This window comes from Dellaglioa sp. CoH-57-MRSF-16 (assembly GCF_056782055.1).
Map to the genome: position 1 here is coordinate 249,346 of NZ_JBXAXZ010000001.1, position 25,029 is coordinate 274,374.

General features: G+C 34.2%; 25 protein-coding genes. 6 read left to right on the plus strand and 19 right to left on the minus strand.

Going from position 1 to position 25,029, the window contains the following annotated elements; all coding sequences use genetic code 11:
- Positions 1–27: 27 nt before the first annotated feature.
- From nagA to AC1RPH_RS01150, 7 genes are all read right to left on the minus strand, one after another.
- Positions 28–1,173, minus strand: coding sequence for an N-acetylglucosamine-6-phosphate deacetylase (gene nagA / locus AC1RPH_RS01120; protein ID WP_481761030.1), 1,146 nt, complete (start codon positions 1,171–1,173; stop codon positions 28–30).
- A 75-nt stretch (positions 1,174–1,248) separates the two neighbouring features.
- Positions 1,249–2,100, minus strand: coding sequence for a PTS system mannose/fructose/sorbose family transporter subunit IID (locus AC1RPH_RS01125; protein WP_481761031.1), 852 nt, complete (start codon positions 2,098–2,100; stop codon positions 1,249–1,251).
- Positions 2,090–2,884, minus strand: a complete 795-nt coding sequence (gene agaW / locus AC1RPH_RS01130) for a PTS N-acetylgalactosamine transporter subunit IIC (RefSeq protein WP_481761032.1) — start codon at positions 2,882–2,884, stop codon at positions 2,090–2,092. The genes AC1RPH_RS01125 and agaW overlap by 11 nt, the downstream gene beginning before the upstream one ends.
- 36 nt (positions 2,885–2,920) lie before the next feature.
- Entirely contained in the window at positions 2,921–3,409 is a 489-nt protein-coding gene (agaV, locus tag AC1RPH_RS01135; protein ID WP_481761033.1) for a PTS N-acetylgalactosamine transporter subunit IIB, read from the minus strand.
- A gap of 22 nt (positions 3,410–3,431) precedes the next feature.
- Entirely contained in the window at positions 3,432–4,601 is a 1,170-nt protein-coding gene (locus tag AC1RPH_RS01140) for an AgaS family sugar isomerase (RefSeq protein WP_481761034.1), read from the minus strand.
- 13 nt (positions 4,602–4,614) lie between these two features.
- Positions 4,615–5,034: a PTS galactosamine/N-acetylgalactosamine transporter subunit IIA gene (gene agaF, locus AC1RPH_RS01145; protein ID WP_481761035.1), complete on the minus strand. Its 420-nt coding sequence runs from the start codon at positions 5,032–5,034 to the stop codon at positions 4,615–4,617.
- Positions 5,035–5,048: 14 nt separating this feature from the next.
- Positions 5,049–5,774, minus strand: coding sequence for a GntR family transcriptional regulator (locus tag AC1RPH_RS01150; protein WP_481761036.1), 726 nt, complete (start codon positions 5,772–5,774; stop codon positions 5,049–5,051).
- 511 nt (positions 5,775–6,285) lie between these two features.
- On the opposite strand from AC1RPH_RS01150, the gene AC1RPH_RS01155 reads away from it, so the two are divergent.
- Positions 6,286–6,525: a hypothetical protein gene (locus AC1RPH_RS01155; protein WP_409021786.1), complete on the plus strand. Its 240-nt coding sequence runs from the start codon at positions 6,286–6,288 to the stop codon at positions 6,523–6,525.
- Positions 6,526–6,555: 30 nt separating this feature from the next.
- Positions 6,556–7,971, plus strand: coding sequence for a glycoside-pentoside-hexuronide (GPH):cation symporter (locus AC1RPH_RS01160; protein ID WP_481761037.1), 1,416 nt, complete (start codon positions 6,556–6,558; stop codon positions 7,969–7,971).
- Between the two features lie 50 nt (positions 7,972–8,021).
- Here the strand turns inward: AC1RPH_RS01160 and AC1RPH_RS01165 are convergent, their stop codons facing one another.
- Complete coding sequence (locus AC1RPH_RS01165) at positions 8,022–8,615, minus strand: YdeI/OmpD-associated family protein (protein WP_481761038.1); 594 nt, start codon at positions 8,613–8,615, stop codon at positions 8,022–8,024.
- 18 nt (positions 8,616–8,633) lie between these two features.
- The gene (locus tag AC1RPH_RS01170) at positions 8,634–9,305 is read right to left on the minus strand and encodes a YoaK family protein (protein ID WP_481761039.1); all 672 of its coding nucleotides are present in this window, start codon (positions 9,303–9,305) and stop codon (positions 8,634–8,636) included.
- A 176-nt stretch (positions 9,306–9,481) separates the two neighbouring features.
- Here AC1RPH_RS01170 and AC1RPH_RS01175 point away from each other — a divergent pair, with 176 nt between their 5' ends.
- Together AC1RPH_RS01175 and AC1RPH_RS01180 are read left to right on the plus strand one after the other, a co-directional pair.
- Complete coding sequence (locus tag AC1RPH_RS01175; RefSeq protein WP_481761040.1) at positions 9,482–11,329, plus strand: FAD/NAD(P)-binding protein; 1,848 nt, start codon at positions 9,482–9,484, stop codon at positions 11,327–11,329.
- Between the two features lie 210 nt (positions 11,330–11,539).
- Positions 11,540–11,950 carry a peptide deformylase gene (locus AC1RPH_RS01180; RefSeq protein WP_481761041.1) on the plus strand — a complete coding sequence of 137 codons (411 nt, stop codon included), beginning with the start codon at positions 11,540–11,542 and terminating at the stop codon, positions 11,948–11,950.
- Positions 11,951–12,001: 51 nt separating this feature from the next.
- On the opposite strand, the gene AC1RPH_RS01185 is transcribed toward AC1RPH_RS01180, so the two are convergent.
- The 3 genes from AC1RPH_RS01185 to AC1RPH_RS01195 all read right to left on the minus strand — a co-directional run bounded on the left by AC1RPH_RS01185 (position 12,002) and on the right by AC1RPH_RS01195 (position 15,419).
- A complete protein-coding gene (locus AC1RPH_RS01185) occupies positions 12,002–12,745 on the minus strand; it encodes an SDR family oxidoreductase (RefSeq protein WP_481761042.1) in 744 nt (247 codons plus the stop codon).
- A gap of 109 nt (positions 12,746–12,854) precedes the next feature.
- The gene (gene thiD, locus AC1RPH_RS01190) at positions 12,855–13,670 is read right to left on the minus strand and encodes a bifunctional hydroxymethylpyrimidine kinase/phosphomethylpyrimidine kinase (RefSeq protein WP_481761043.1); all 816 of its coding nucleotides are present in this window, start codon (positions 13,668–13,670) and stop codon (positions 12,855–12,857) included.
- Between the two features lie 189 nt (positions 13,671–13,859).
- Positions 13,860–15,419, minus strand: a complete 1,560-nt coding sequence (locus tag AC1RPH_RS01195) for an MFS transporter (RefSeq protein ID WP_481761044.1) — start codon at positions 15,417–15,419, stop codon at positions 13,860–13,862.
- Positions 15,420–15,776: 357 nt separating this feature from the next.
- On the opposite strand from AC1RPH_RS01195, the gene AC1RPH_RS01200 reads away from it, so the two are divergent.
- Positions 15,777–16,178, plus strand: coding sequence for a pyridoxamine 5'-phosphate oxidase family protein (locus AC1RPH_RS01200; RefSeq protein WP_481761045.1), 402 nt, complete (start codon positions 15,777–15,779; stop codon positions 16,176–16,178).
- A gap of 51 nt (positions 16,179–16,229) precedes the next feature.
- Here AC1RPH_RS01200 and AC1RPH_RS01205 read toward each other — a convergent pair whose 3' ends face one another.
- Positions 16,230–17,033, minus strand: a complete 804-nt coding sequence (locus AC1RPH_RS01205) for a Cof-type HAD-IIB family hydrolase (RefSeq protein ID WP_481761046.1) — start codon at positions 17,031–17,033, stop codon at positions 16,230–16,232.
- Between the two features lie 151 nt (positions 17,034–17,184).
- On the minus strand, positions 17,185–18,999 hold the full coding sequence (locus AC1RPH_RS01210) for a glycerophosphoryl diester phosphodiesterase membrane domain-containing protein (protein ID WP_481761047.1): 1,815 nt from the start codon (positions 18,997–18,999) through the stop codon (positions 17,185–17,187).
- 151 nt (positions 19,000–19,150) lie between these two features.
- On the opposite strand from AC1RPH_RS01210, the gene AC1RPH_RS01215 reads away from it, so the two are divergent.
- Positions 19,151–20,038, plus strand: coding sequence for a polysaccharide deacetylase family protein (locus AC1RPH_RS01215; RefSeq protein WP_481761048.1), 888 nt, complete (start codon positions 19,151–19,153; stop codon positions 20,036–20,038).
- Positions 20,039–20,124: 86 nt separating this feature from the next.
- Here the strand turns inward: AC1RPH_RS01215 and AC1RPH_RS01220 are convergent, their stop codons facing one another.
- The 5 genes from AC1RPH_RS01220 to AC1RPH_RS01240 all read right to left on the minus strand — a co-directional run bounded on the left by AC1RPH_RS01220 (position 20,125) and on the right by AC1RPH_RS01240 (position 24,999).
- Complete coding sequence (locus tag AC1RPH_RS01220) at positions 20,125–21,564, minus strand: catalase (RefSeq protein ID WP_481761145.1); 1,440 nt, start codon at positions 21,562–21,564, stop codon at positions 20,125–20,127.
- A 222-nt stretch (positions 21,565–21,786) separates the two neighbouring features.
- The gene (locus AC1RPH_RS01225) at positions 21,787–22,701 is read right to left on the minus strand and encodes a GRP family sugar transporter (protein WP_481761049.1); all 915 of its coding nucleotides are present in this window, start codon (positions 22,699–22,701) and stop codon (positions 21,787–21,789) included.
- 30 nt (positions 22,702–22,731) lie between these two features.
- Positions 22,732–23,154: a D-ribose pyranase gene (gene rbsD, locus AC1RPH_RS01230; protein ID WP_409021800.1), complete on the minus strand. Its 423-nt coding sequence runs from the start codon at positions 23,152–23,154 to the stop codon at positions 22,732–22,734.
- A gap of 28 nt (positions 23,155–23,182) precedes the next feature.
- Complete coding sequence (gene rbsK, locus AC1RPH_RS01235; RefSeq protein ID WP_481761050.1) at positions 23,183–24,118, minus strand: ribokinase; 936 nt, start codon at positions 24,116–24,118, stop codon at positions 23,183–23,185.
- 194 nt (positions 24,119–24,312) lie between these two features.
- On the minus strand, positions 24,313–24,999 hold the full coding sequence (locus tag AC1RPH_RS01240; RefSeq protein WP_409021802.1) for a 2,3-diphosphoglycerate-dependent phosphoglycerate mutase: 687 nt from the start codon (positions 24,997–24,999) through the stop codon (positions 24,313–24,315).
- Positions 25,000–25,029 lie beyond the last annotated feature (30 nt).

Genomic DNA, 25,029 nt, shown 5'->3' on the forward strand with positions numbered 1-25,029 from the left:
TAGCTCTTAATAAAGAATCAGTTAATATCATTTTTTATATTTTAAAGTACCATTTAAATATGTTTCCTCAAAATTTAAATCATGATCTAAAACAATGAAGTCAGCATCTCTACCTGCCGCAATACTTCCGCACTTATCATCAATTCCAACGCTTCTAGCGGGCACATAACTAGCCATTTGGATTGCTTCTTCAGGAGTAGAAATATTCCAATCAACAACATTTTTAACTGCTTCCATTAATTTTAAGACACTACCAGCTAAACTTCCTGACTCTAACCTTGCGGCGCCATCTTTAACAACAACTGGGAACTCACCTAATGTATAATTTCCATCAGGCATTGCACCAGCACGCATACAATCAGTTACTAATACAATGTGGTCTGCTCCTTTAACGTTAATTAAAATTTTAGCAGATGCCGGATTAACATGTTGACCATCACAAATTAGTTCATCATAGACACTACTTAATGACATTGCTGCGCCAACCATCCCTGGCTCTCTATGATTAAGTGGGCTCATTCCGTTATACGTATGAACGAAAATAGATGCACCAGATTCTACTGCAGATTTAGCTTGATCAAACGTAGCATCACTATGCCCCAATGCTACTTTGACCCCTTGTTTAGTTAAGGCCTCAGTAAATTCTTTAACACCCTTTCGCTCAGGTGCAATCGCAATTTTTCGAATAAGTCCATGCGCTAATTTTTGCCAATGCTCAAAAATATCTATACTTGGATCTAAAAAGTATTTAGGATTTTGCGCACCTTTGTGTTTTTCAGTAAAAAATGGACCCTCAAAAAAGATACCCTGTATTTTTGCACCACGTACTTCACCATGACGCTTACCAAAGTCAGAAATAACTTCGTTCAACGTTTCTGGAGCTGCCGTCAATGTTGTCGGCAGAAATGAAGTAACGCCACATTCTAATAAACCTTCAGACATCATTTTTGCGCCCTCAAAATCGTTATCCATCACATCATATCCCTTTAAACCATGGACATGTGTATCTACAAGCCCTGGTGCAATCCATTTACCCGTATATTCTTTGATATCACCATCAGGTTTTTCTTGTTGATAATCACCAAATTTACCATCAATAATTGCCAAGTACCCTTCATTTTCAACCGTGTTTTTCAAGAAAAACTTATCTGCATGAATATAATATATTTCCACCAGTAATGCCTCCTATATTATTTTTGTTAAAAAGAAACTAGCCCATTATCCATAGTCTAGTTCCGCAGGCCTCTTCTAGAATAACTTGAAGAATGCACCTACTAAGCCAACAACTACTGTGAGCCCAATCAACATCAATGGAGATTTACCTTTTTTCAACATCCAGTAACAGAAGAATGTATAAAGAAGCGGTAATAATGCCGGCATCACTTTATCAATAACACCTTTTTGTAAATCAATATCAATTTTCCCAGCATGAATCACAACACCAAATTTAAAGTTAACGTATGTTGCAACCAAGGCTCCAACAACAGTTAATCCAACTATCGACGCAGCACGTGATATTTTTTTTGTATTTTCCTTCATACTCGAAATAGCACGAGTACCAGTTCTATACCCATAATTCATTAACCAGAATAGTAACCCAAAATGCACTGCATTAAAGACAACAAGGAATAAGATCGGTCCAAGTGGATTTCCATTCATTGATAATGAAACCCCAACTCCGGCTGTAATAGGTAGCAACGTTAACCAGAACATCGCATCCCCAATACCACCTAAAGGTCCCATCATTGCTACTTTGATACCACGAATAGTTGATCTATTTTCTTTATTTTCTTCCATTGCTAAAATAACACCTTGAACAAATGTTACTAAAAATGGATGTGTATTAAAAAATTGTAAATGATCAAGCATTGCATATGAGAAATCTTCTTTATCTTTATGAATTTTTTTCAATCCAGGAATTAAACTATAAGTCCACCCACCACCTTGCATACGTTCATAATTAAATGAAGCCTGTAAAAGTAGTGAACGCCAAACCATTTTGTTTAAATCTTTTTTTGTAATTACCTTTTCAACAGTAGGATCGTTATAAGTATCTGGGATCACAACATCATTGCGATCAAATTTCTTTTTAGATGCCATCACTATAGTCCTCCTCTTCATTAACTGTTACGGTTGCTACTTTTTTTCCACCATTATCAGATTTTGCTCCACCAATAAAGAAATCATAAGCAGCGATTGAAATACCAATGATTGCGACTCCTAAGATTGGTAAGTTACCATATGCTGCAACAACAAATCCAATTGCGAAGAATGGTGCGTACGCTGTCTTCCACATAATTTTTAACAACATGGCAAATCCAACAGCTGGCATAATACCACCGGCCGTACTTAATCCTGTTAAGATCCATGCAGGAACGGCTTCAACCATTCCTTGCGCTTTACTTGCACCGAGGAAGATTGGTAAGAACGCCATAATGAAGTAGAAAACAAACAAGATTAGCGGACCCATGTAGTTCAATCGATCAATTTTCTTATCATTACCTTCCATCGCGTATTCATCCATTTTATGCATAACTGGTGAGTAAGCTGTAAATAGTAATGTAACTAAACCTTGTACGGCAACTGCAAATGGTACGGCAATACCAACTGCTAATGTTGGTGTTTGATGAGCAATAATTGCAAATGCGGTTCCCATAATTCCACCAATAACAACATTAGGTGGCTGTGCTCCAGCAAGTGGAACCATTCCAGCCCAAACTAATTCTAATGTACCACCAACAATTAAGCCGGTTTGAAAATCTCCTAATATTAGACCAACTACTGCACCAGTAACGATTGGTCTATGAATATGTGTTAAACCACTATACATATCGATACCGGCAATACCAGCCCATAGTCCAATTAATAACGCTTGTACTAACATATAAATTTCCTCCTTTTTATTATTATATTTACGTTTTTAATATTCTTTCAGTAAGCGCATCATATCTGATGCCTTTTCATTCGGAATACCTTGAACCTCTAGTTCAACACCCAAATCATGCATTTTATTGAATGCTTGAACATCGGTATCATCGACTGAGATAGTTGCCGATAATTGTTTCTTCCCTTCTGAAAAATGTAAATTACCAATATTTACTTTCTTAATTGGGACACCTCCTTCAATAATTTTAGCCATGTCTTCTGGCGTACGAACAACTAATAATATTTTTTGTTTATCCGAGGCTTTACCAATAATACGAATCGTTTTTTTAATATCGAAAAAGCGGATTCCAACAGTTTCAGGAATAACCATCTCCATTAAACTTTGCTGTACATCATCTTTAGAAACCTCATCATTCGCAACTACAACTAGATTAGCGTCAATCGTATTAACCCATGTCATACCAACCTGTCCATGAACAAGTCTGTTATCAATTCTTGCAAGTAAAATGTTTGGTGTTGTCATAATAAATTCCTCCTTGAAATTTTTATTTATAGGCATGTAAAGTTACACCTTTAACTACACGATTTACGGTACCGCTTGGTGAAGGTGTATCTGGTGTGTTTCCCACTTTTACTGAACTTAATAATGAAATAGTTTGCGCATACATAACATCAGCAAGAGCCAGATATCCTTCTGGTAAAAGGGCATCTCCTGATTCAAATGTGAAACGATCACCACTAAAGTTATTCTGTCCCTCAATATCAATCCCAATTACTTTAGCGGCAATTTTATCTCCACTCACTTCTTCTAAAATATCAATATCGTATTGACGTGTATATTCTTGATTGTTAACAAATACAAAAACTAATGTTTTCTCGTTGACGAACGATTTAGGTCCATGTCGGAACCCCATTGAAGAATCAAACATTGTTGTTAGCTTACCTGCCGTTAGTTCAAGAATTTTCAACTGTGCCTCTCTTGTTAATCCCGATAAACTTCCGGACCCAAGATAGACAACCCGATCAAATTCCATATCAATAACAGCTTTTATTTCAGCTTCACGTTTAATCACTTCATGACCCATTGCAATAATAGTCTCAACATATTTTTCTTTAATATCCTTACGTGTTGTATCAAAAATTAATAACGCTGAGAGTGACATACAACTGTATGATCCAGTCATTGCAAATCCCTTATCATTAGACAGCGCAGGCATCATCAATAACAAATTACGTTCGTCATCTTTTGTACCAACAGCAAGTTTCCCTTCCGGAGCACAAGTAATTGTAATTTGATATAAATTTTTAATTATTTTTCTTGAAATTTCAACAGCGGCAACACTTTCAGGACTATTACCACTCCTAGCAAACGAAACTAAAATAGTCGTAGCATCTGGTACTAAATAATCATATGGTGCAGATACGATATCGGTTGTTGGAATACTTTCAAACTGATAATTTGCACGATCCCCGTGGTTACTTAAGTATGGTGTTACAGTATCACCAACATAAGCGGATGTTCCTGCTCCTGTAAAAATGACCCGAATCAACCCGTTCGAGGTAGATTTAACTGATTTTAAAAATGTCTTTATTTCGTCTGACTTTTCACTAAAATTATTAAATGCCTCAGTCCAAAGTTCAGGTTGTTGTTTAATTTCACCTGTTGTAATATTTGCGCCCATTATTTCCAACTCTTTTTCATTCTTCTCAAACATATTAAGCTCTCCTTTAGATGCCATTATCATCTATTTCTACTCTTTTTTTTGTTTCAAATTGCATAATACCTTTTTTACCAGCATCCAGTGCTTTCTCCATAAACGCGCTCATGTTCAAATCCCGGTTAAATAACATATCTAATAACATCGGTATATTCGATCCTGTTAAAACGCTTACATTATTATGCAGTAATTTTATTTTAACTGCTTCATTAAATGGTGTTCCTCCAGGAATATCAGTAAAGAAAACTATTCCATCTAAGCCGTTTAATTTGTTAAGCGCTTTCATATAGTCGCCGCTTAAATCTTCCGCGGTCATTCCTTGTATAAAATCACAAAGAATAAAATTTTCTTGTTGTCCGGCAATAAGTTCAATATTTGATCCCATTCCAGTTGCAAAGTTCCCATGTCCAGCTACTACCATACCAATCATATAATTATCCTCCCTTATTTATTGTGTCGAATATGATAAGTAAATTTATCACCCCTCGCAATACTCAACGTAAATTCAATTACTTCATTTTTTGTGTTATACGTCGTTCGCTCTAATTTAAGAACAGGTGCACCTTCATAAAAATTTAATAAAGTTGCATCATTGCCTGCCATAACACCTGCTGTTAAAGATTCATCAGCCGTTTTTACAATCTGGTTATAATCATCTAAAAAAATGACATACATCGCTTGCTTATTTAATGTCTCCACAGTTAAAGAGGGAAATTTAGCATACGGTAAGTAAGTTCTCTCTAACATCATTGGTTCATCTGATGCAAGTCTTAATCGTTTTAATTTAATTACCTTGGTACCAACTTCAACTTTTAAACCTTGAGCAATAAACTCATTAGCACTAATAACATCAAAGCTAATTATTTTACTACTCGGTTCTTTATCAAGGGAAACCATTTGTTCTGTAAAACTAAACGTTCCCCCTAAATCAGTCTTAATTTTAGCGATATTCGACACAAATGTTCCTTTACCATGTTGGCGATATACATAACCCATTAGTTCTAACTCATTTAGTGCTGTTCGGACAGTCGTACGACTCATATCGTAAGCAATAGATAAATCACGTTCAGACGGTAATTTATCATTCACCTTTAGATTCTTTTCAATTTCTTCTTTTAGCGTATCTACTAATTGATCATAGAGTGGACGCTCATAATTACCGTTTAACATTACTTTTCCCCCAAGTGGTTACTACCACATACATAATATATTATTTTTAAAACTCTTTGTCAATAGTTATTTTTATATTAACTATTATTAAATCATTTGTATTTTCAACATTGGTACCTACCATTAATCATGTTTTTTAATTCCCCCCTTCTAAAGTAATCATATTTCACTTTAAAGTTATAGATTATTAGCGACACACTACTTCGCTGTATAAAATTATCGTGACCGATATGACTTGCTTTCTAATTATATCAATTAAGCATAACTTTTATTTATTAGATTCTAAACTCATATAAATTCTTTCTACAATAAATACGTAAGGGTACTAAAAAGTTACTTTAGTCTAAATAATATACATCTAAAATAAAACGTTTACATTTTAGTAAAAGTTTAGTAAAATGTAGTTGTTAACTAAAAGAATGCGTTTTCACGTTTATTATTTTTATGTTTTGCTATTATGAATAACAATTTCTTTTACCAAAAATCTATTATATAGGAAGAGGTCATTAGAATGGATACAAATAAATTAACGATTGATGCCGAACGATTTGCAGCTGCAATTATTGCCGGAAATCCTAAGCAAACAAATGAAGATAACAAGATATATATTAAACGTCAATTGACGTTATACCTTGAATCAGTTTTGTTAGTTAATGATTTTAATTCTTTAGAAGAAAACCAATTAGGTTCTGCTAAAGAAAAACAACGTCAAGCAATTTTAGATAAGATTATCGAACACAGATATAACTAATTTTAACTACACTCGAAAGGAATTAAACTAATGAAAAATTCTAAAGATTTTAAACAATATGCTTCATATGCCTTTGGTGCATTTGGACATGATGCCTTTTATGCAACACTTAGCACTTATTTTATGATTTTTATTACAAGTCAATTATTCGTTACAAAGGATGCTGGTTTCAACGCTAAAATGATTGGTTACGTCACAACTATGATGGTTGTTATTCGAATTGTTGAGATCTTTTTTGATCCTTTAATTGGTGGCGTTATTGATAATACTCGTACTCGTTGGGGGAACTTTAAACCATGGTTACTAATCGGTTCAATTGTCAGTTCAATTGGATTAATCCTTATTTTCACTGATTTTGGTGGTTTAGCTACAAGCAATCCTTATCTTTACTTAATTCTTTTTGCCATTGTTTATATCATTCTAGATAGTTTCTATTCATTTAAAGATATTTCATTCTGGTCAATGTTACCAGCTCTAAGTGTCGAATCAGAAAAACGGACTAAATTTGGAACAATTGCTCGTTTTGGTTCAACATTAGGTGCTCAAGGTGTTATTATCGTTATCGTCCCAATCGTTGTCTTCTTTTCAAAAATGTTCTCAGGTACAACTGGTAATACACAAACAAAAGCAGGTTGGTTAGGTTTTGCTATTGTTATCGGTTTGGTTTCATTCTTAGGTGCTTTAGCAACTATTTTAGGAACTAAGATTGAAAAAAATGCAATTCGTGAAAATACTGAAAAAGTTCGTTTCCGTGATGTTTTCAAAGTTATCGGTAAAAATGATCAGTTAATGTGGTTATCATTATCATATTTCCTTTTCGCTTTTAGTTATGTTATTACAAATTCACTTTTGATTTACTACTTCAATTATGTTTTAGGTAGTGCAGCTGCATTTACTACTGTTGGTGTTCTAACAGCAGTCTTAGGAATTATTTCAGTTTCATTGTTCCCAACTTTAGTTGCATTGGTTCATCGTCGTGCTATCTACCTTGGCGGAATCGCTGTCATGCTATTGGGTTACATTCTCTTCCTATTTGCTGGTACTAACCTTGTTGTTGTCTTAATTGCTGTTGGCTTATTCTTCTTCCCATATCCACTTGTTTTCTTAGCAGCATTGATGACAATTACGGATAGTGTTGAATACGGTCAATTAAAGAGTGGAACACGTAATGAATCTGTTACTTTAGCAGTTCGTCCTTTGTTGGATAAATTAGCTGGTGCCTTCGCTAATGGTGTTGTTGGTTTTGCCGCAATCCAAGCTGGTATGACAGGTAGTGCTAAACCAAGCGATATTACAAACAGTGGTTTACTACAATTCAGAATGTACATGTTCTTCGTTCCAATGGCCTTAATAATTGTTGCTGCTCTTATCTTTATGTCAAAAATTAAATTGACTGAAGCTAAACATGCTGAAATCGTTACAGAATTAAAAAAGAAATTAGATTAATATAATTAAAAAAACAGCGATCAGATAAAATCTGGTCGCTGTTTTGCTGTCTAATCGTTAAGTCCTTTACCATCAAGAATTTTCGGAATATATTTAATAATTCTAGCCTCACGCGTTTCTGTTTTTTTAGCATCTGCAAAATAACGTGCATACGTTTTTTGACGTCCAAGCGTTAACGTTTCAAAAAATTCTTCCAATTCTGGCATTTCATTCATTTTTTTCTGGAATTCCACTGGCAACACTAATTCAGTTGGTTTACCCTTAGGAACCTTTAACCCAGCCTTTTCTGCATTAATTGCTTGTTGAATGTAATCACTTATCTCTACTTTTAAATCAGTAACATCTTTTAAGCTATGAAATCTAATTTGGCGACCAACCTCAGTATGTTCGCCCGTTGGAACTAAAATACCCTTACCATCATCAATCAGAGTTCCTTTTAAGAAAAGTAATGCCATATACTCTTTAAATCCTTGAATTAAGACAATATTTTTACCATTTAGTGTATAACAAGGTTTGCCCCATTTAAATTCTTCAGTCAGTCCCGTTTCGAGTGCAAGTTCTCTTAACTGTGTCATTTCTTCTTTCCATTGTGTTGCTTTTTCTAAGTGTAAATCAACTTTTGGATTCTTTTTAATTTCTGTCATTGTCTTAACCCCTTTATTTTATAATCTTTTTTCTGGATTTAATTGTAGCCCAATCAATGAACATAACAAGAAAAATGCAGCTAATAATATCGTTTTAGTTCCCATTATCGGTACCATAGCACCCATAGAAATTGCGCCAAAAAGAAATGCTAAGACGACACCCAACATCCGCCAACCTTTAGCCATTGCGATTATATTACCTTTAACAATTCCGTCATAAAAACTTTCAGCCATTGTCCTCAAATTACCCGTCATCATAAATGACGTAAAAGGTCCTCCGTTGATTTGTCTAAATTCTTGAAGTTGAGCTGCTGCAACCATTGAAATGATTCCTGTAGATAACTGTGCTGGCCAATTTCTTGGAATAAATGCAACAATAATTAAAAGGATCGTCTCAATACCGATAACAAATCGTTGTCGTTTATTAATTGAATCTTCTTCTTTAAATCGATGTTGCAGATTTCTAGTTATAATAATACCAATCATAAAAGCAAAAATTGGAATCAGATGATCGAATATGGCCCCCCATTTCATTTGGCCCATATCAATACCTAATATAATTAAATTTCCGGTTTGCATACCAGCGAAAACACCATCATGTACGATATAGGTATACGCATCAAATCCCCCGCCGGCAAATATTAATCCAGCGAACAGTACCCTATCCAATAGTGACATTGGTTTTTTCATCAAATCCTTCTTTCAGATTGTACTTAAAATATTCTTTCAAATTAAGTATACTAAATTATCAGAAGTTAACAAGAATATACGATTAATTTTTACTATTAAAGACGTTATCAAGCGATTTTTTCTGTTTTAAAGTTTATAATGAAATTAGTTTTTATAAGACAAGGGAGATTACTTTTATGCATTTAGCCATTATTGGTGCCGGACCACGAGGTCTGATTACACTTGAACGACTCATTGCTTGGCAACAAGCAGATCCTTCAAATTCACCACTTACTATTGATTTATATGATCCATATGGTGTTGGTGGGCGCGTATGGTCACCAACTCAACCACACGAATTAATCATGAATACCGCAGCTCAACAAATTAGTTTATTCTATGGAACAAGCGTCCAATCTATTGGTCCAGTTATCCCAGGACCAAACATTTTCGAATGGGCTCAATCTGATGCTCATGATTTTATCGAAATAAATAATTATTCAGCGGATTTTTTAACTGAAATTAAAGATTTACATCCAAACGATTATGCAACAAGAGCACTTTTTGGTGTTTATATCCAATGGTACTACGCTGAATTACTTAAACGTGCCTCTAACAATATCACAATTAATTTGAATAAAAGTACGGTTACACAAATTTCAAAAAAAGCTGATCAATTTGAAATCACAACCGCCTTACCTTCAGTTAGCATCGTTGACTATGTCGTAATGTCTTTAGGTAATCTTGAAAATGAATTATCTGTCGGACAAAAAAGATTTGATACATTCGCTACAGAAAACAAGTTAACTTATGTTTTACCAGGCTTTCCAAATGAAACAAAACTAGATCATATCACGCACGAAGATACTGTTATTTTACGTGGCTTAGGTCTTAGCTTCTTTGATTTAGTGACCCGTTTGACTGTAGGCCGTGGTGGTCTATTTAAGCGATTAGAGAACGGGCAACTACAATATCAAGCAAACGGTAACGAACCTCACATTGTGGCAGGTTCGCGTCGTGGATGGCCTTATCATGCCAAAGGGGATAATCAAAAATCACCCGGCGAAGAAACTCAAGCTCATTTTTTAACGGCGGCTAAAATGGCAGTTTTCATGGAAAATGGTACCGTTTCTTTCAATGAATTTTGGACCTTATTAAGTCATGACGTTGAATATCAATATTATTCATTACTTGTCGCACAGAATTATCCAAAAATCGATTTAACAAAATTCCAATTAGCTTTCTTAAAAGATCCTAAAGTAACCGTTGAGCGATCAATTATTCTTGAAGAAGATCGCTTTAATTGGGATCATCTAGGAAATCCAATGACTAAAAAACCTAATGAAGATTTCAAAGCCGTTATGTTAGACCATTTACAAAAAGATGCAGTAGATGCAAAATTAGGTACTAAGACCGGACCATTGACCAGTGCTCTTGAGGTTTTACGTGACTTACGTCTTCCGGTTAGACAATTAATTGATAACCGTCTCTTAACAGATGATGACTATTTAACTAACTTCTTAGGCTGGTTTAATTCATTAAATAACTTTTTAACAATCGGGCCTCCTACCATTAGAGTTGAACAATTACGGGCACTCGTTGAAGCTGATGTTGTTACACTATTAGAACCTGGAATGGTCGTCGATACTAAAGATCATCAATTTGAAACATATAGTGCAAACCAACCAGATCAACGCTACTTAGCAACAACTCTAATTGAAGCACGCGTTCCTGCTGTTCATGCGACAACAGCAACAAGTCCTTTAATAAAACAGTTACTCGATACAAAAATCGCCAATCCTTTAATTTTAAATCCAACTAAAGGTGATTCTGTTATAGATGGCGCAGTCAACGTTGACCCTGTCAGCAATTTATTACTAGATGAGCATAAGACACCGCAACCTGGTTTATACTTCTGGGGTGTTCCGACTGATGGTGTTCATTGGCTAACAGCTGCAAGTCCAAGACCTTTTGTAAATGATGTTAGTTTACGCACAGCTAATGATATTGTTAAAGCTATTTTTACAGAAGAGTCACATAAATAATAATTAAAAAAGTGAATCATACCCTATATTGAGAATAGAGTATGACTCACTTTTTTAATATCTTTTACCTATTAAATTGACGTTAATTAATCCTAAAATAATAATTTTCTACTTGAGGATAACATTATATTCTAAATCATGATAAAATCATTAACTAGATATCCATCAACATTTCTTTATTAATTATGCTACTTAAATCAAAGGAGAAAAATGATAAAATCAATTATGCACGATGAAATATTTCTCGCACAAAAAGCTGAGATTGCAACTAAAAATGATGGCTCAATCGTAACCGATTTATTAGATACATTAGAAGCAAATAAAGAGGTTTGTGTTGGAATGGCTGCCAATATGATTGGTGTGAATAAACGAATTATCGTTTGCCAATTTGGTAATCTAAATGTTCCCTTTATTAATCCTAAGATTACAAAAAAATCTGGACGTTACAACGTCAATGAAGGTTGCCTTTCGTTGACTGGCGAACGTCCAGCACAACGATATGATTCCATTACAGTTGATTATTTAGACAAATCATTTCAACCACAAACCCAAAAGTTTTCAGGTTGGATGGCACAAATCATTCAACACGAAGTCGATCATTGTGAAGGTATTATCATCTAAATGAAAAAATCTCGAGAAAATAAATTCTCGAGATTTTTTTATTATTTAAATTTAAGCTTGAGCAGTTGGATAAATCGTAAATTCATTAACATTAACTTCTTCTGGTTGATCAATGGCAAACTTAACCACGCGTGCAATTGCGACCGGATCAATTCCAACTTGTTCATAAAATGACGACATCCCTGAAAGGGTTTGTTCATCCGTAATAGTATTTAATAATTCTGTGTTAATTGCTGCTGGATATAAGGTTGATGTTCTTATATTTGTTTTTTCCATAGCACTTTCTGTCCTTAGAACTTCCATTAAATTACGGACAGCAAATTTTGTTGCGCCATAAACACCTGCATCTGGGAATGATTTAATGCCTGCAACAGATGATGTTGTAATAACATGTCCATGTTTTTGTTCAATAAATATAGGCAACACTGCAGCAATTCCGTTCAATACACCTTTGATATTGATATCAATCATATCATCCCATTCATCCGTTTTTAAAGCCGATAAGGGCGAGTTAGGCATGATTCCAGCATTATTGAATATAACATCTATCCCACCAAAAGTTTCTTGTGCTAAAGTAACTAAATTCTTAACGTCACTTGCCTTAGTGACATCAGTAACGGCATATGTTGCCTGACCACCATTCTTTTTAATTTCTTCAACAATCTTTGCTAACTTAGCTTCACGACGAGCACCTAAAACGACTTTAGCCCCACCTTCAGCTAACATTCTGGCCGTTGCTTCACCAATACCACTTGATGCTCCTGTAATAACAACAACTTTATTTTCTACTGACATATCATTATCCTCCAATTTAATTAGTATGTTTACATTACTCTTTAAAGTGCACTCTAAGTCAACAAAAAAAGACTCATTTTTATACAAAATAAAAGTGAGTCTCTAGTACCTATTTATTTAAACGGTAAGCAGCGTGATATAAAGGGCCTACGTATTCATTAAATGCAAAACCTGATTTAATTCCAGCAGTTACAAAATCTTTTGCTTTATAGACAGCTTCTTTAACTGACAATCCGTTTGCAAGGCCCGCAGTTATGGCCGCTGCAAATGTACATCCTGCTCCATGATTATAAGCAGGCGTTATCTTTTCAGTTTCTAAAACCTCAAATTGAGTTCCATCATAAAATAAATCAAGCGCCTTTTCACCCTTAAGAGCTTTACCGCCTTTAACAACGACATTTTTTGCACCTAACTCATGAATCTTAATAGCTGCTTGTTTCATGTCGTCAAGTGATTTCAAAGTTCCCATTCCAGATAAAACACCAGCTTCAAACAAATTAGGCGTTGTGACTGTCGCAATTGGGATCAATAAATCACGGATAGCATCAGCTGCTTCTGGATTTAATACTTCATCTTCACCTTTACAAACCATAACAGGATCAATCACAACATTCTTAATCTCTTTTTCTAAAATGCTTTCACGAGCTACTTCTGTAATTGCAACACTACCAAGCATCCCTGTTTTCATTGCAGCAATATCTCCGCCGGCACCTGTCGTTTTCAACTGTGCTTTTACTAATTCAGCATCCATAACAGTTACGTTATGTGCCCATCCAGCATCTGGATTCATGGTAACAATTGAAGTTAGCGCAACCATACCATAAGTTCCAAACTCTTCAAATGTTTTCAAATCTGCTTCCATACCAGCGCCACCACTTGCGTCGCTACCAGCAATTGTTAAAACCTTAGGAATTATTTTCGTCATTACTAATCTCCCTTTTATTGGATGATTTATTTTTAAATTAATATTATTTTATCATACGCCTTGTTATAAACAGCGATACTATTAGGAGTCTTACGCTTCAGAAATATATCGGTATCATTAAAGAGCCACTCAAAATTTTAAATGACAGCTTTCACTTCTTATAAACCTAATGACATAAAAAAAGTTTTTTTATTTATCTAATTTTTGATCGACACTTTTTGTTTCTCTTAATAAAAAGACTGCTGCTAGAATTCCAATAATCATAATGACCAATGATGTTAAAACAACTTGAATCATGCCTTTATCAAAAGCTGTTAAAACAATCTTTTGAACTTTATCAGCATAAGGAGTCGCTATTATTTTTTGACTCCACGCAACCATATGTCCAGAAAATGCTCCTGCATTTACTAAGGCTTGCTGAATACCCGTTGCAGCTACACTAGGAATATGACTATCACTAAAACCAGTGCTCAAACTTGATTCATATGCTTTAGTTTGTGCTAAACCAAGAATTACAACGCCTACTGTTATTCCAATTTGACGAAAAACATTCAATAAACCAGATGCCATGCCAATTTCTTTTGGATTAATATTATCCATAGCAGCAGTATTAATCATCGGATTAATAATAGCGTTACCCAATCCAGTTAATACAAGAAGCGGAAGTAATTGCATGTAGGTAAAGTCCGTTGTTGTTACCTGGCTAAACGTAAATAAACCAAGTGAGGCAACGATAAATCCAAGTGAAATCATCCACTTTTTACCAAACTTGTATCCTAGAACTCCTGTAAAAGGACCTAAGACAAGCGACCATAAACTCATAGGTAGTTGATGTAATCCCGTGGAAAAGGCTGAATATCCCATATAATTTTGCATTAAACTTGTTTGATAAGCGGCTAACGCAAAGATACCAGCACCAAGTGCAAATGCAAGAATTACAACACCAACAAAATGACGATTTGTTAATAATGTTAAATTCATCATTGGCGATTTAACTTTTAACTCTACAAAAACAAAGGCAGTTAAGATTAAAATTGATGCAATTAACCATCCCATAACATGCATATCAGTCCAAGCCCAATGCATATGTTGTTCTTTTTGAATTAAGCCATAAATACCAGCAAATAATCCAACTGCTGAAAGAATCATTCCTATAAAATCAATCGATTCCCCAGCGCCATATGCAGGTGTTTCTTTAACATTTCTAATAACCAAATAAATCGCAATGATACCGACCGGTAGATTAACAAAGAAAATTGAAGGCCAACCAAAGTTCTCAACTAAAAATCCACCAACTAAAGGTCCGATTGCTGTTGAGAATCCAATAACTGATCCTAAAATACCAAGTGCTGTCCCACGTTCTCGGCCTTCAAAGTTAGACGCAACTAACGCCATTGATAAACTCATCATTCCTGAACCACCAATTGCTTGAACTGCTCGACCAAAATCAAGAACTAATAAGTTTGGTGCAAGCCCATTTACAACAGATGCAATCGTAAACAAAATTGTACTAGCGATGAAGACTTTTTTTCGTCCAAACATATCACCTAATTTTGAAACAATTAATAAACTGACTGCATACATTAACGTATATGCATTTAATATCCATTGTAAATCACTAAATGTTGTTTTAAAATCAACTGCCATACTTGGTAAAGCAACATTTACAACAGTAACATCTAAAAGGCCCATAAAAACACCTAAACTCATAGCGAACAATGCTACCCAACGATTTGTTGCTTTTTTCATTTTTTATTCTCCTTTTGTATATCTTTAATTTGCTCCACTACACCAATATAATTCATACCACATATTTTAAAGCAATAAGTTTCATTCCATTTAGAATCATGGACGACCATTTTTCCAATACCAATCGTAACTTATATCCTGACATATTACGACTCATTAGTACTGTTAAAATTAATAATCTATACATATCACTTTAGCGTCTTTCTTCGAAGTCCTTTTAGAAATCACTATTAGACTCATATAAGTATAGTTTTTTTAGCCCTATTTGCAAGTTTTTTGTAAAGCTAATATTTTGCCAATATACCTTAATCATGATAAGTTTTACTTATAATAAGTAAATAAAAAGGAGATTTTATAATGGCAAAATTAACAGAAGATATGAAAAAAATGATTCCTGAACAACTTAATTTTCTTTCAACCGTAGATGAAAATGGGTTCCCACAAGTTGGTCCTAAAGGATCAATGCGTGTTTTTGATGATACGCATTTGATTTATAATGAAGAAACAGCTAAACATGCATTACACAATCTTCAAAATAATGGCCGTGCAGCTGTTGCTGTTATAGATCGTCCTAATCTAAAAGGCTTCCGGTTTGAAGGCACAGCACATTTAATTGATTCCGGTAAAATTTTTGACGATGCTGTTAAATTTGGTGAAGAACGCCATTTACCAAAAATGTACTATGCTGTCATCATTGATGTTGAACGTATTTACAAATTAGATGCTGGCCCAACTGCTGGTGATTTAATTGCTGATTAAATATTAAGACAAAAGGACTAAATCCCGTAAATGGGATTTAGTCCTTTTGTCTTATTTTTGAGCTAATTGTTCTAAAATAGCTAATCCAACACCATCTTCATCATTCTTTTTTGCATGATGATTAGAAATATCTTTATTAATTTGATGACCATTCTCCATTGCATAACTGATACCTGCAGCTTTTAACATCGATATATCATTCAAATTATCGCCAATTGCCATCACTTCTGACATAGGAATACCCATACTATCAGCAAATTTTTTCAACGCAATCCCTTTTTGTGCATTAACATGATTAACTTCAAGATTATTATCCCCTGAAGAAGTCACAATGAGTGTTTCATTTTCTTCAATTTTATTTTTTAAAACAGATAAGTCATCTGATTCATCCGTTTTTCGAATAAGAAATTTAAACAAATCTATTTCAGAATCATCAATAATTTCACTGTAATCGTCTATATAATGAATAGGATTTAAGTTTAATTTGATAACCGCTTCATCATATTTAAGAGGATCATCTGAATAAACACCTTTTGACGTCATAACTTTGAAAAAGGCATGTTCATTCTTCAAAAATTTAATGAGTTTTTGTGCCTCTTTTTTTGATATTGGAAAACTATTAATTTGTTTGCCTTCCTCAGTTACCGTAGCGCCCCCATTATAATTAATCATCGGTGCACTAATACCTGCTGCGTCAATTAAGGGTTTTACCTCATCATAACTTCGTCCAGTGGCAACAACAAAAGTCACTCCCATTTCTTGAGCCTTCTTAATAGCCGCTGCGTTACCCTTCGAAATACTATTTTCATTATTTAATAACGTGCCGTCCATATCTGATGCGATAATTTTAATCATACTTACTAGACACTCCTCTGATTTCAGTTTAGTAGCAACTTAAGCATAGCATGCCACCTAAATAGTGTAAACGTTAACATCTAGACAAAATTAAAAAAGACTACTAATCTATAGTAATCTTTTCTAATTTATGTTTCCTAACCTAACTAATTTAATTATCGATTGTTATGCTAATTCCCGTTAATCTATTTGAGAATATTGATAATTTACTTGCATAACTTGGATGATCATTATTAGCTTGAACAACTTGTTTAAGTGTACCAAAGTCATCCGTAATAATACCATCAACGTTCATAAATAACATCTTTTGCATAATCGTTTCATCATTTACAGTCCAAGCATAGACATCCTGGTTCTTATCATGTGCCTTGCTCACAAATGAGTCATCTAGAGTTGTAGCTTCCATAGTGTACGCATTTGCTGGTGTTTCTGGAAATGATATATTATATGGAATAATAAAACTGATATAAAGCTTTGGTGCTTGTTTTTTTACTTGTGAAACAACATCATAACTTAAAGAATGAATTCGATCCTTATCAGCTAATAGTCTTTTTTGATATTTTTTAACAAAGTTTTTAGTCATATTGGGACTATCTTGCGGAGATACTTTGATTTCAACTAATAATTTTTGATGATTCTTCTCTGCTGCCTTTAAATATTCATCGAAACTTGGAATTTTAGCTGAATAACCATTTTCACGAACAGTTAATGCTGTTAACTCGGATAATGTTAAATCATGTACTGTCCGATTAACATTCGCTAAATTTTCCAAATTTGGATCATGCATAACAACAAATTTATGGTCTTTTGTTTCTTGAATATCCATTTCGATGTAATCAGGTTTCTCTTTAGCTGTTTTTTCTAAGGCAGGAATGGTATTTTGTACACCATTTCCATCATCAACTCCACGGTGAGAAATAAGAACTGGATAGTCATTTAGCATCCCCTTTAAGTAAACATAATTATAAATAGAAGCTGTCCCTGCAACTAGTATCAGGAGAACAACGACACTAACTTTCTGTAATTTAATAAAGCGTTTCTCTTTATAGAATGTTTCTTGAACGGGTTTCAAATGCGGTTGTTGTTCTTCAAAAACATCTAGCGCAATACCTAACAACATAGTCACACTTAAAGCTAATACGATTTGTCCTAAAATTTCCAAAATAAACAGATTAAACATCACAATCATAAATGCTTGATTTTGAAAATGATTATCTACATAGTTCTGAATTAGGAACAAACTAATTTGAACAATTCCTGATATAAAAGCTATAGAAGCCGTAATTACTAATCCTTTTGTGACGGTTATCCAAAATTTGCCACGTCCAGCTTCCCAACTTTGTTTAATTAAATGACCGATTCTTTTTTCTGAACTAAACAACATAGTTGGAATAAAACTAATTAATCGGATAGAGAAGAAAAATGCTACACCATAGACTAAAAGTATTGGGCCCCAGATAGCTGGACTTGTCCACATATCTTGAAGAATAAAATCTGGAATAGTCACCTTATTTAATAAAGTAGATGTAAATAAGACTTGTCCAAATGGTAAAATTAAAACGAAGTAAAAAATAACGAGCAACGCTGTTAAAGGACGTAACTCTAAAACGTCATGAATTGATTGTTTTAATAATGACTTAAATTCAATTTTTAAATCATAACGAATAGCTTGAATACCCCTGATCATGAAAGACATTTGAATATAAACAATACTTAATATAACTAATATAACAAGGATAAACTCAATTAATAATATAGGTTTATCCTCAATAACCGAAATAATGTTAGTATAGGTTAAATATTCGACTTGGTTACTACTAAGTATCTGGCTTACCACCCAAGTTAAGATTGGTTGTACCACTGCAGATAAAATATAATTAGTAACAACTACTAAAATAAAATACAATTTCCAGTGTTGAAAAAATTCCTTATAACTTTGATTTAAAAAATGAAATGTTCTACGCATATTTTCCCCCAATTAAATATTTAATATGTACTTTATACTATCATAGCCTTACCTTTTTTTACATTTATTGACTTTATCCGCGTAAAAATTGAATCTTACTACCTTAGCGTGGTAAATTAGATAGTATCGTTTCTCATAAAAGGAGTTCATCATGTTAAAACATAAAAAAGGTTGGTTTATCTTATTATTCTTAGTCCTAATCGTCTCTATTGGTTCATTATTCTTTTTCATTCAAAATTCTCACTCCGTTTCCAATACTAATCACCAAAAAAATAGCTCTAAAAAGGTAAGTTCATCTTTACCCAAGAAAACTATTAAGAAAAATAAGCTCATTTCAAATACTAAAATAGACAGTTCGCATTGGAAATCATTTAAGGGCCAGACCGAATTTCCAATTTTAATGTATCATAGTATTTCTGTTGGAAATTCACTTCGTATTCCTGAAGCACAATTTGCCCATCAAATGCAGTGGCTTAAAAAAAATGGTTACTACACGTTATCACCTGCTGAAGCTATCGAAGTTTTTAAAACACATAAAAAACCTGCTAATAAAATTGTTTGGATTACTTTTGATGATGGTTACAAGGATAACTATGAAAAAGCTTATCCTGCTCTCAAAAAATATCATCAAAAAGCAACCATCAACTATATTACAAGCCACTTTGGCCACATAAACAAACTAACTATGCCACAAATGAACGAGATGCGAAAATCAGGTTTAGTAAGTATTCAAAGTCATACTGTCCATCATGAGGAACTTAATCAGATGACCGATGCACAACAAACTTTTGAATTTAAGAATTCGAAAAAATGGCTAAACAATAAATTTCATCAAGAGACATCAATTATTTGTTATCCAGTTGGTCGCTTCAATAACCAGACCGCTAAACTTGCTAAAGATGCAGGCTACAAACTTGGTCTAACGACATTACCAGGACTCGCTAATGAAAGCCAAGGACTATTCACCTTGCATCGTGTCCGTATCTCACCCGATTTATCAGATATTTCTTACAAGTATCTTTTAGAACACGGCATGTAAACAACACAAAAAAAAGGAATAAATCGCTGTTTGATTACAGTGATTTATTCCTTTTTTTTGTTAAACATTTTAATACACCGAAAGAATTATTTAATTAAGCTTAGTTCTAACCCTAATGCTTCTGCGACACGTGTTCCGTATTCCTTATCAGCTTGATAAAACTGTTTAGTTTCACGAATCTTTATCTCAATATCTTTAACTTGTCCCAGATTTAATTTAATATTTTCAATTAAACGTGCTTTTTCATCAGTAGGTAACAATCGATATAATTTACCGGCAGCAGTATAATAATCCTCATTTACTGAATAGTTGCCTACTTTTCCATCCAATGTATCACCATGAACTTCTGCATGGCGATTTTCTTCAGGTCCACCTAAACTGTTGGGCTCATAGTTAACATCACCGTTCTGATTTTGCGCCATTAAACCATCTCGTTCATAATTATGAACCTCATTTTTAGGACGGTTAGTTGCCAATTGTTCATAGTTAGCACCTAATCTATATCTTGCAGCATCTTTATAACCAAATAAGCGTCCTTGGAGTAATTTATCTGGTGAGGCTTCAATTCCTGGAACGAAGTTAGCTGGTGAAAATGCTAATTCTTCAATATCTTCAAAATTATTTTTTGGATTTTCATCTAAAACCATTTGGCCAATTTCAATTAATGGATAGTCCTTTTGCGAAATAACTTTCGTAACATCAAAGATATCTTGCGGATAGGCTAATCCTGCTTTGTAAGGCACAATTTGTACGGCTACTGTCCAACTGGGGTAATCTTGATCCTCAATCGCATTATACAAATCATTTTGTAAGTAATCAGAATCTTTTCCTCTTAATTCTTCAGCAACCTCATTACTTAAATTATGAACACCTTGGTTTGTTTTGAAATGATATTTAACCCAAAATTGTTCACCTTGCTTGTTTACCCATTTAAAAGTATGACTTCCATAACCGTGCATCATTCGGTAACTAGCAGGGATCCCACGATCACTCATAAGCATTGTTACTTGGTGAACTGTTTCAGGTGATAACGACCAGAAATCCCACTGCATATCCTGACTTCTAGCATGCGTTTTTGGGTCACGCTTTTGGGAATGTATAAAATCTGGGAATTTCAAAGCATCATTAATAAAGAAAACGGGCGTATTATTACCCACAATATCGTAGTTACCTTCATCTGTATAAAATCTTACTGCAAATCCTCGTACATCTCGATAAGTATCCGGATAACCTGCCTCACCAGCTACTTGTGAAAAACGGGTTATGACTGGCGTTTTCTTGCCCAAACCATTGAAAAGACCTGCCATAGTATAATCACTCATATCTCTAGTTAATTCAAAATAGCCTTTAGCCCCTGCCCCTTTTGCATGGACCACTCTTTCTGGAATACGTTCTCGATTAAAATGTGCCAATTTTTCTAGTAATTGGTAATCTTGAACTAAAACCGGTCCACGAGCCCCAGCTGTTTGTGAATTTTGATTATTCGCCCATGTTTGACCTTCATTTGTTGTTAAATCCCCCATGATGATTCCTCCTATTATCTTATTTATAAGTCCAATCCTAGCACCTAAACTGATAATTACAATTATTTTGACTTTTATAACTTGAATCGGAAAGTAGGTTTTAAATATCATAGTGAGTTCTAGTTAATGTTTATTTTTTTATCATTTTATGACATTTTAAATCAAATAATAACAAAAAGCCTTGATAACATAGTATTGTTATCAAGGTTTTAAAATTAATTTTATCTAGTTTTTTAAGAAAACTGTTACAGAAGCCGCAATTACAATTAGTATAAGACCAATAATAATAACTAACCATTCTTTACCCGTTTTTTTAGTGCGCATAACGACAATTCCTGAAATCGTTGCTCCAACAATTGAAACTTGTGAAAGGACGAATCCAGTTGCCAATCCAAGCATTGCAGGTTGAGCTGAAACTAAATAACCCAATGCTGCCATTGCAAAGAAGAAACCAGAAAAAATTTGTTTGTACGTAACACTTTGTGTAAAAATGTTATTTTTATTTTTCGTTAATTCATAAATTCCAAGAATTAATCCAAATGCTGCCATCCCGATAGCTTGTGCTAAAAACATATGCATACCATCAGTATTTTTAGTATATTGTGGAAGGATACCATATAATGAATAACCAACTTGGGCAATCAATAAGACACCAACTGCCTTTGTAAGTAGTTCTTTATTTCCAGCTGATTTCTTTTCTTGATAAGTTGTCATATAAGCTCCAACCAAGATAACAAATACAGCGATGAATCCATATAATTTTGATGAAACTGGACCCCAGTTACCAAGCATTACAACACCCCAAACTACATTTGCTGTAATTTGGAAAGCTGTTGAGATTGGCATTGCTTTAGCAGAACCTAAAGCATTTCCATCCTGATCTTTCATCCCAAAAGCCATAATAGTTAAAACATTTCCAAAGGCCCAAGCTGCCCCTGAGAAAAATGCTAACCAAAAATTAGAACCTTGTAACATGGGCATTCCCATGACTAATGAAAGGACGATTGCAACAATCAAAGTTCCCCATGTTGCTCCAAAAATACCTTGAACTGGTTTACCGCCAAAATATGATACTAAAGTTGGATATGCACTCCAACCAATAATTGCTAAAAGTGAGAAAAATAATCCTAACATATTCATTTTTATATCATCCTATCCTTATATTAATAACTATTTAATTGCTTCGCCTTCAAAATCAACATTTGATTCCAAAACGATATTTGAAAATGGTGTGATTTCACCTGTTCGTACTGTAGCAATATTATTATCATCACGACTCATCGATTTCAATTCATCATGTGAAATGAAAACAACTTCAACATCATCATCTAATAAAGCCTTGATAGCAGCATATTGTTCAGGATTAACCGTTTTAATTTCTTCAGCTAAAAAAGCTTTTTGAATTTTCATTTCAGAAAGTGTTGCAGCTAAAACATCAATAAATAATGGTAATCCACGTACGATTGAAAGATCAATTTTACGTCCATCATCCTTAATTGGTAGGCCTGAGTCACCAATTGTTAACCATTGTGTATGTCCAATTTCAGAAATAGCATTTGATAATTTTGTATTCAAAAGATTAGTTTTACGCATAATTTATCTCCCATTCAACAATTTAAATTTATTTATTAGCATCCAAAACAGCTAATACAGCAGATTCAGTTGGAATACTTGGTTGTGCACCAGCATGTGACACCGTTACAGATGAAGCAGCTGATCCATAACGCATAGCTTCAGCTAAATTATCTAAATTAGCATGTAAACGTGTTGCTGTAGCACCAATAAAAGTATCGCCGGCAGCAGTTGTATCAACAGCCTTAACCTTAAATGCTGGAACGACTCCTTCTTCACCATTATCACGCATGTAGAAAGAACCTTCTGAGCCAATTGTAATGATTACGGTATTAATTCCACGTTCAAAATAGTACGCAGCATTGTGTATCATTGAATGTTCATCAGTCACTTCTATCCCAGTCAATAAGAATGTTTCATGTTCATTTGGTGTAATAATATCAGTTAATTCTAATAATTCAGCTGGTAGTCCACCATTTTCAGGCATTGGAGCTGGGTTCAAAATTGTTTTAACACCATGTTCGCGTGCAATCTTGAAACCTTCAATAACTGATTCTGTTGGAATTTCTAATTGCGCAATCAAAAAATCTGATTCAGCAATGGCAGCTTCATGTGCGCGTACATCAGCTGGTGTCATATCAGCATTAGCGCCACCATAAATATGGATAATATTATCGCCTGTTTCGGCTGAAACAGTAATATAAGCTTGTCCAGTTTCTTCAGTATCTGAAACAATCACATGTTCAGTGCTTAAGTTTTCAACATTCATATTCTTTGAGGTATCAAATTCTTTACCAACTTTTGTAATCATGTTAGTCTTTGCACCAGAACGTGCAGCGGCAACACCTTGGTTCAATCCTTTTCCACCCATTGCTTCAACTTGATGATTTGGTGTGTGTAAAGTTTCGCCGCTAGTTGCGAAACGGGGTACAGAAACAACCTTATCAATATTAGTTGAGCCCAAAACAGTAATAACTTTTGCCATAACGTTTCTCCTTCATTTCTTTGATATATTTATCAAATAGAATGTGTATTCGATTACATCAATATAATACATATTATTTGCTTTGGCAAGCGCTTTCTGGTTTTAACTGCTAAAACTACCGACTTTTTCGCCAATTATTGACTAATACAAAAAAACCTGATGACATAAAATTGTCATCAGGTTTTTTATTAATATTAAAGTTTAATTTTGCTTACGATGTTTAATTTGTCATCAAGATCGTAAACAACTGGTTCGCCAGTTGCCATTTCAACGCCCATGATGTCTGCATCAGAGATGTTTTCAATGTATTTTGTAAGGGCACGTAATGAGTTACCATGTGCAGCAACGATTACATTTTTGCCTTCAAGTAATTTAGGAGCGATTTCGTCTTCCCAGAAAGGAATAACACGTTCCAAAGTAACTTTTAAGTTTTCGCCACCTGGGATAGCTTTAGGATCTAAATCAGCATAACGACGATCGTTAGCTGCTGAACCTTCATCAGTTGCGCTTAAAAGTGGAGGTAATGTATCGTATGAACGACGCCATACAAGAACTTGATCTTCACCGAATTGTTCTGCTGCTTCGGCTTTGTTTTGGCCTTGTAATGCACCATAATGACGTTCATTTAAGCGCCATGATTTGATTTCAGGAACCCATAATTGGTCTGAACCTTCAAGTGCGTAATGTAATGTTTTAATAGCACGTGTTAAAACAGATGTATAAGCTTGATCAAATTCGATTCCAGCTTCTTTAATCTTTTTACCAGCTGCTTGTGCTTCAGCAACGCCTTGTTCGCTCAAGTTAACATCTACCCAACCTGTGAAAAGGTTAGATAAGTTCCATTCACTTTGTCCGTGACGAATAAATACTAATTTTGCCATAAGATAAAATCCTCTTTTTCTATTTTTAGT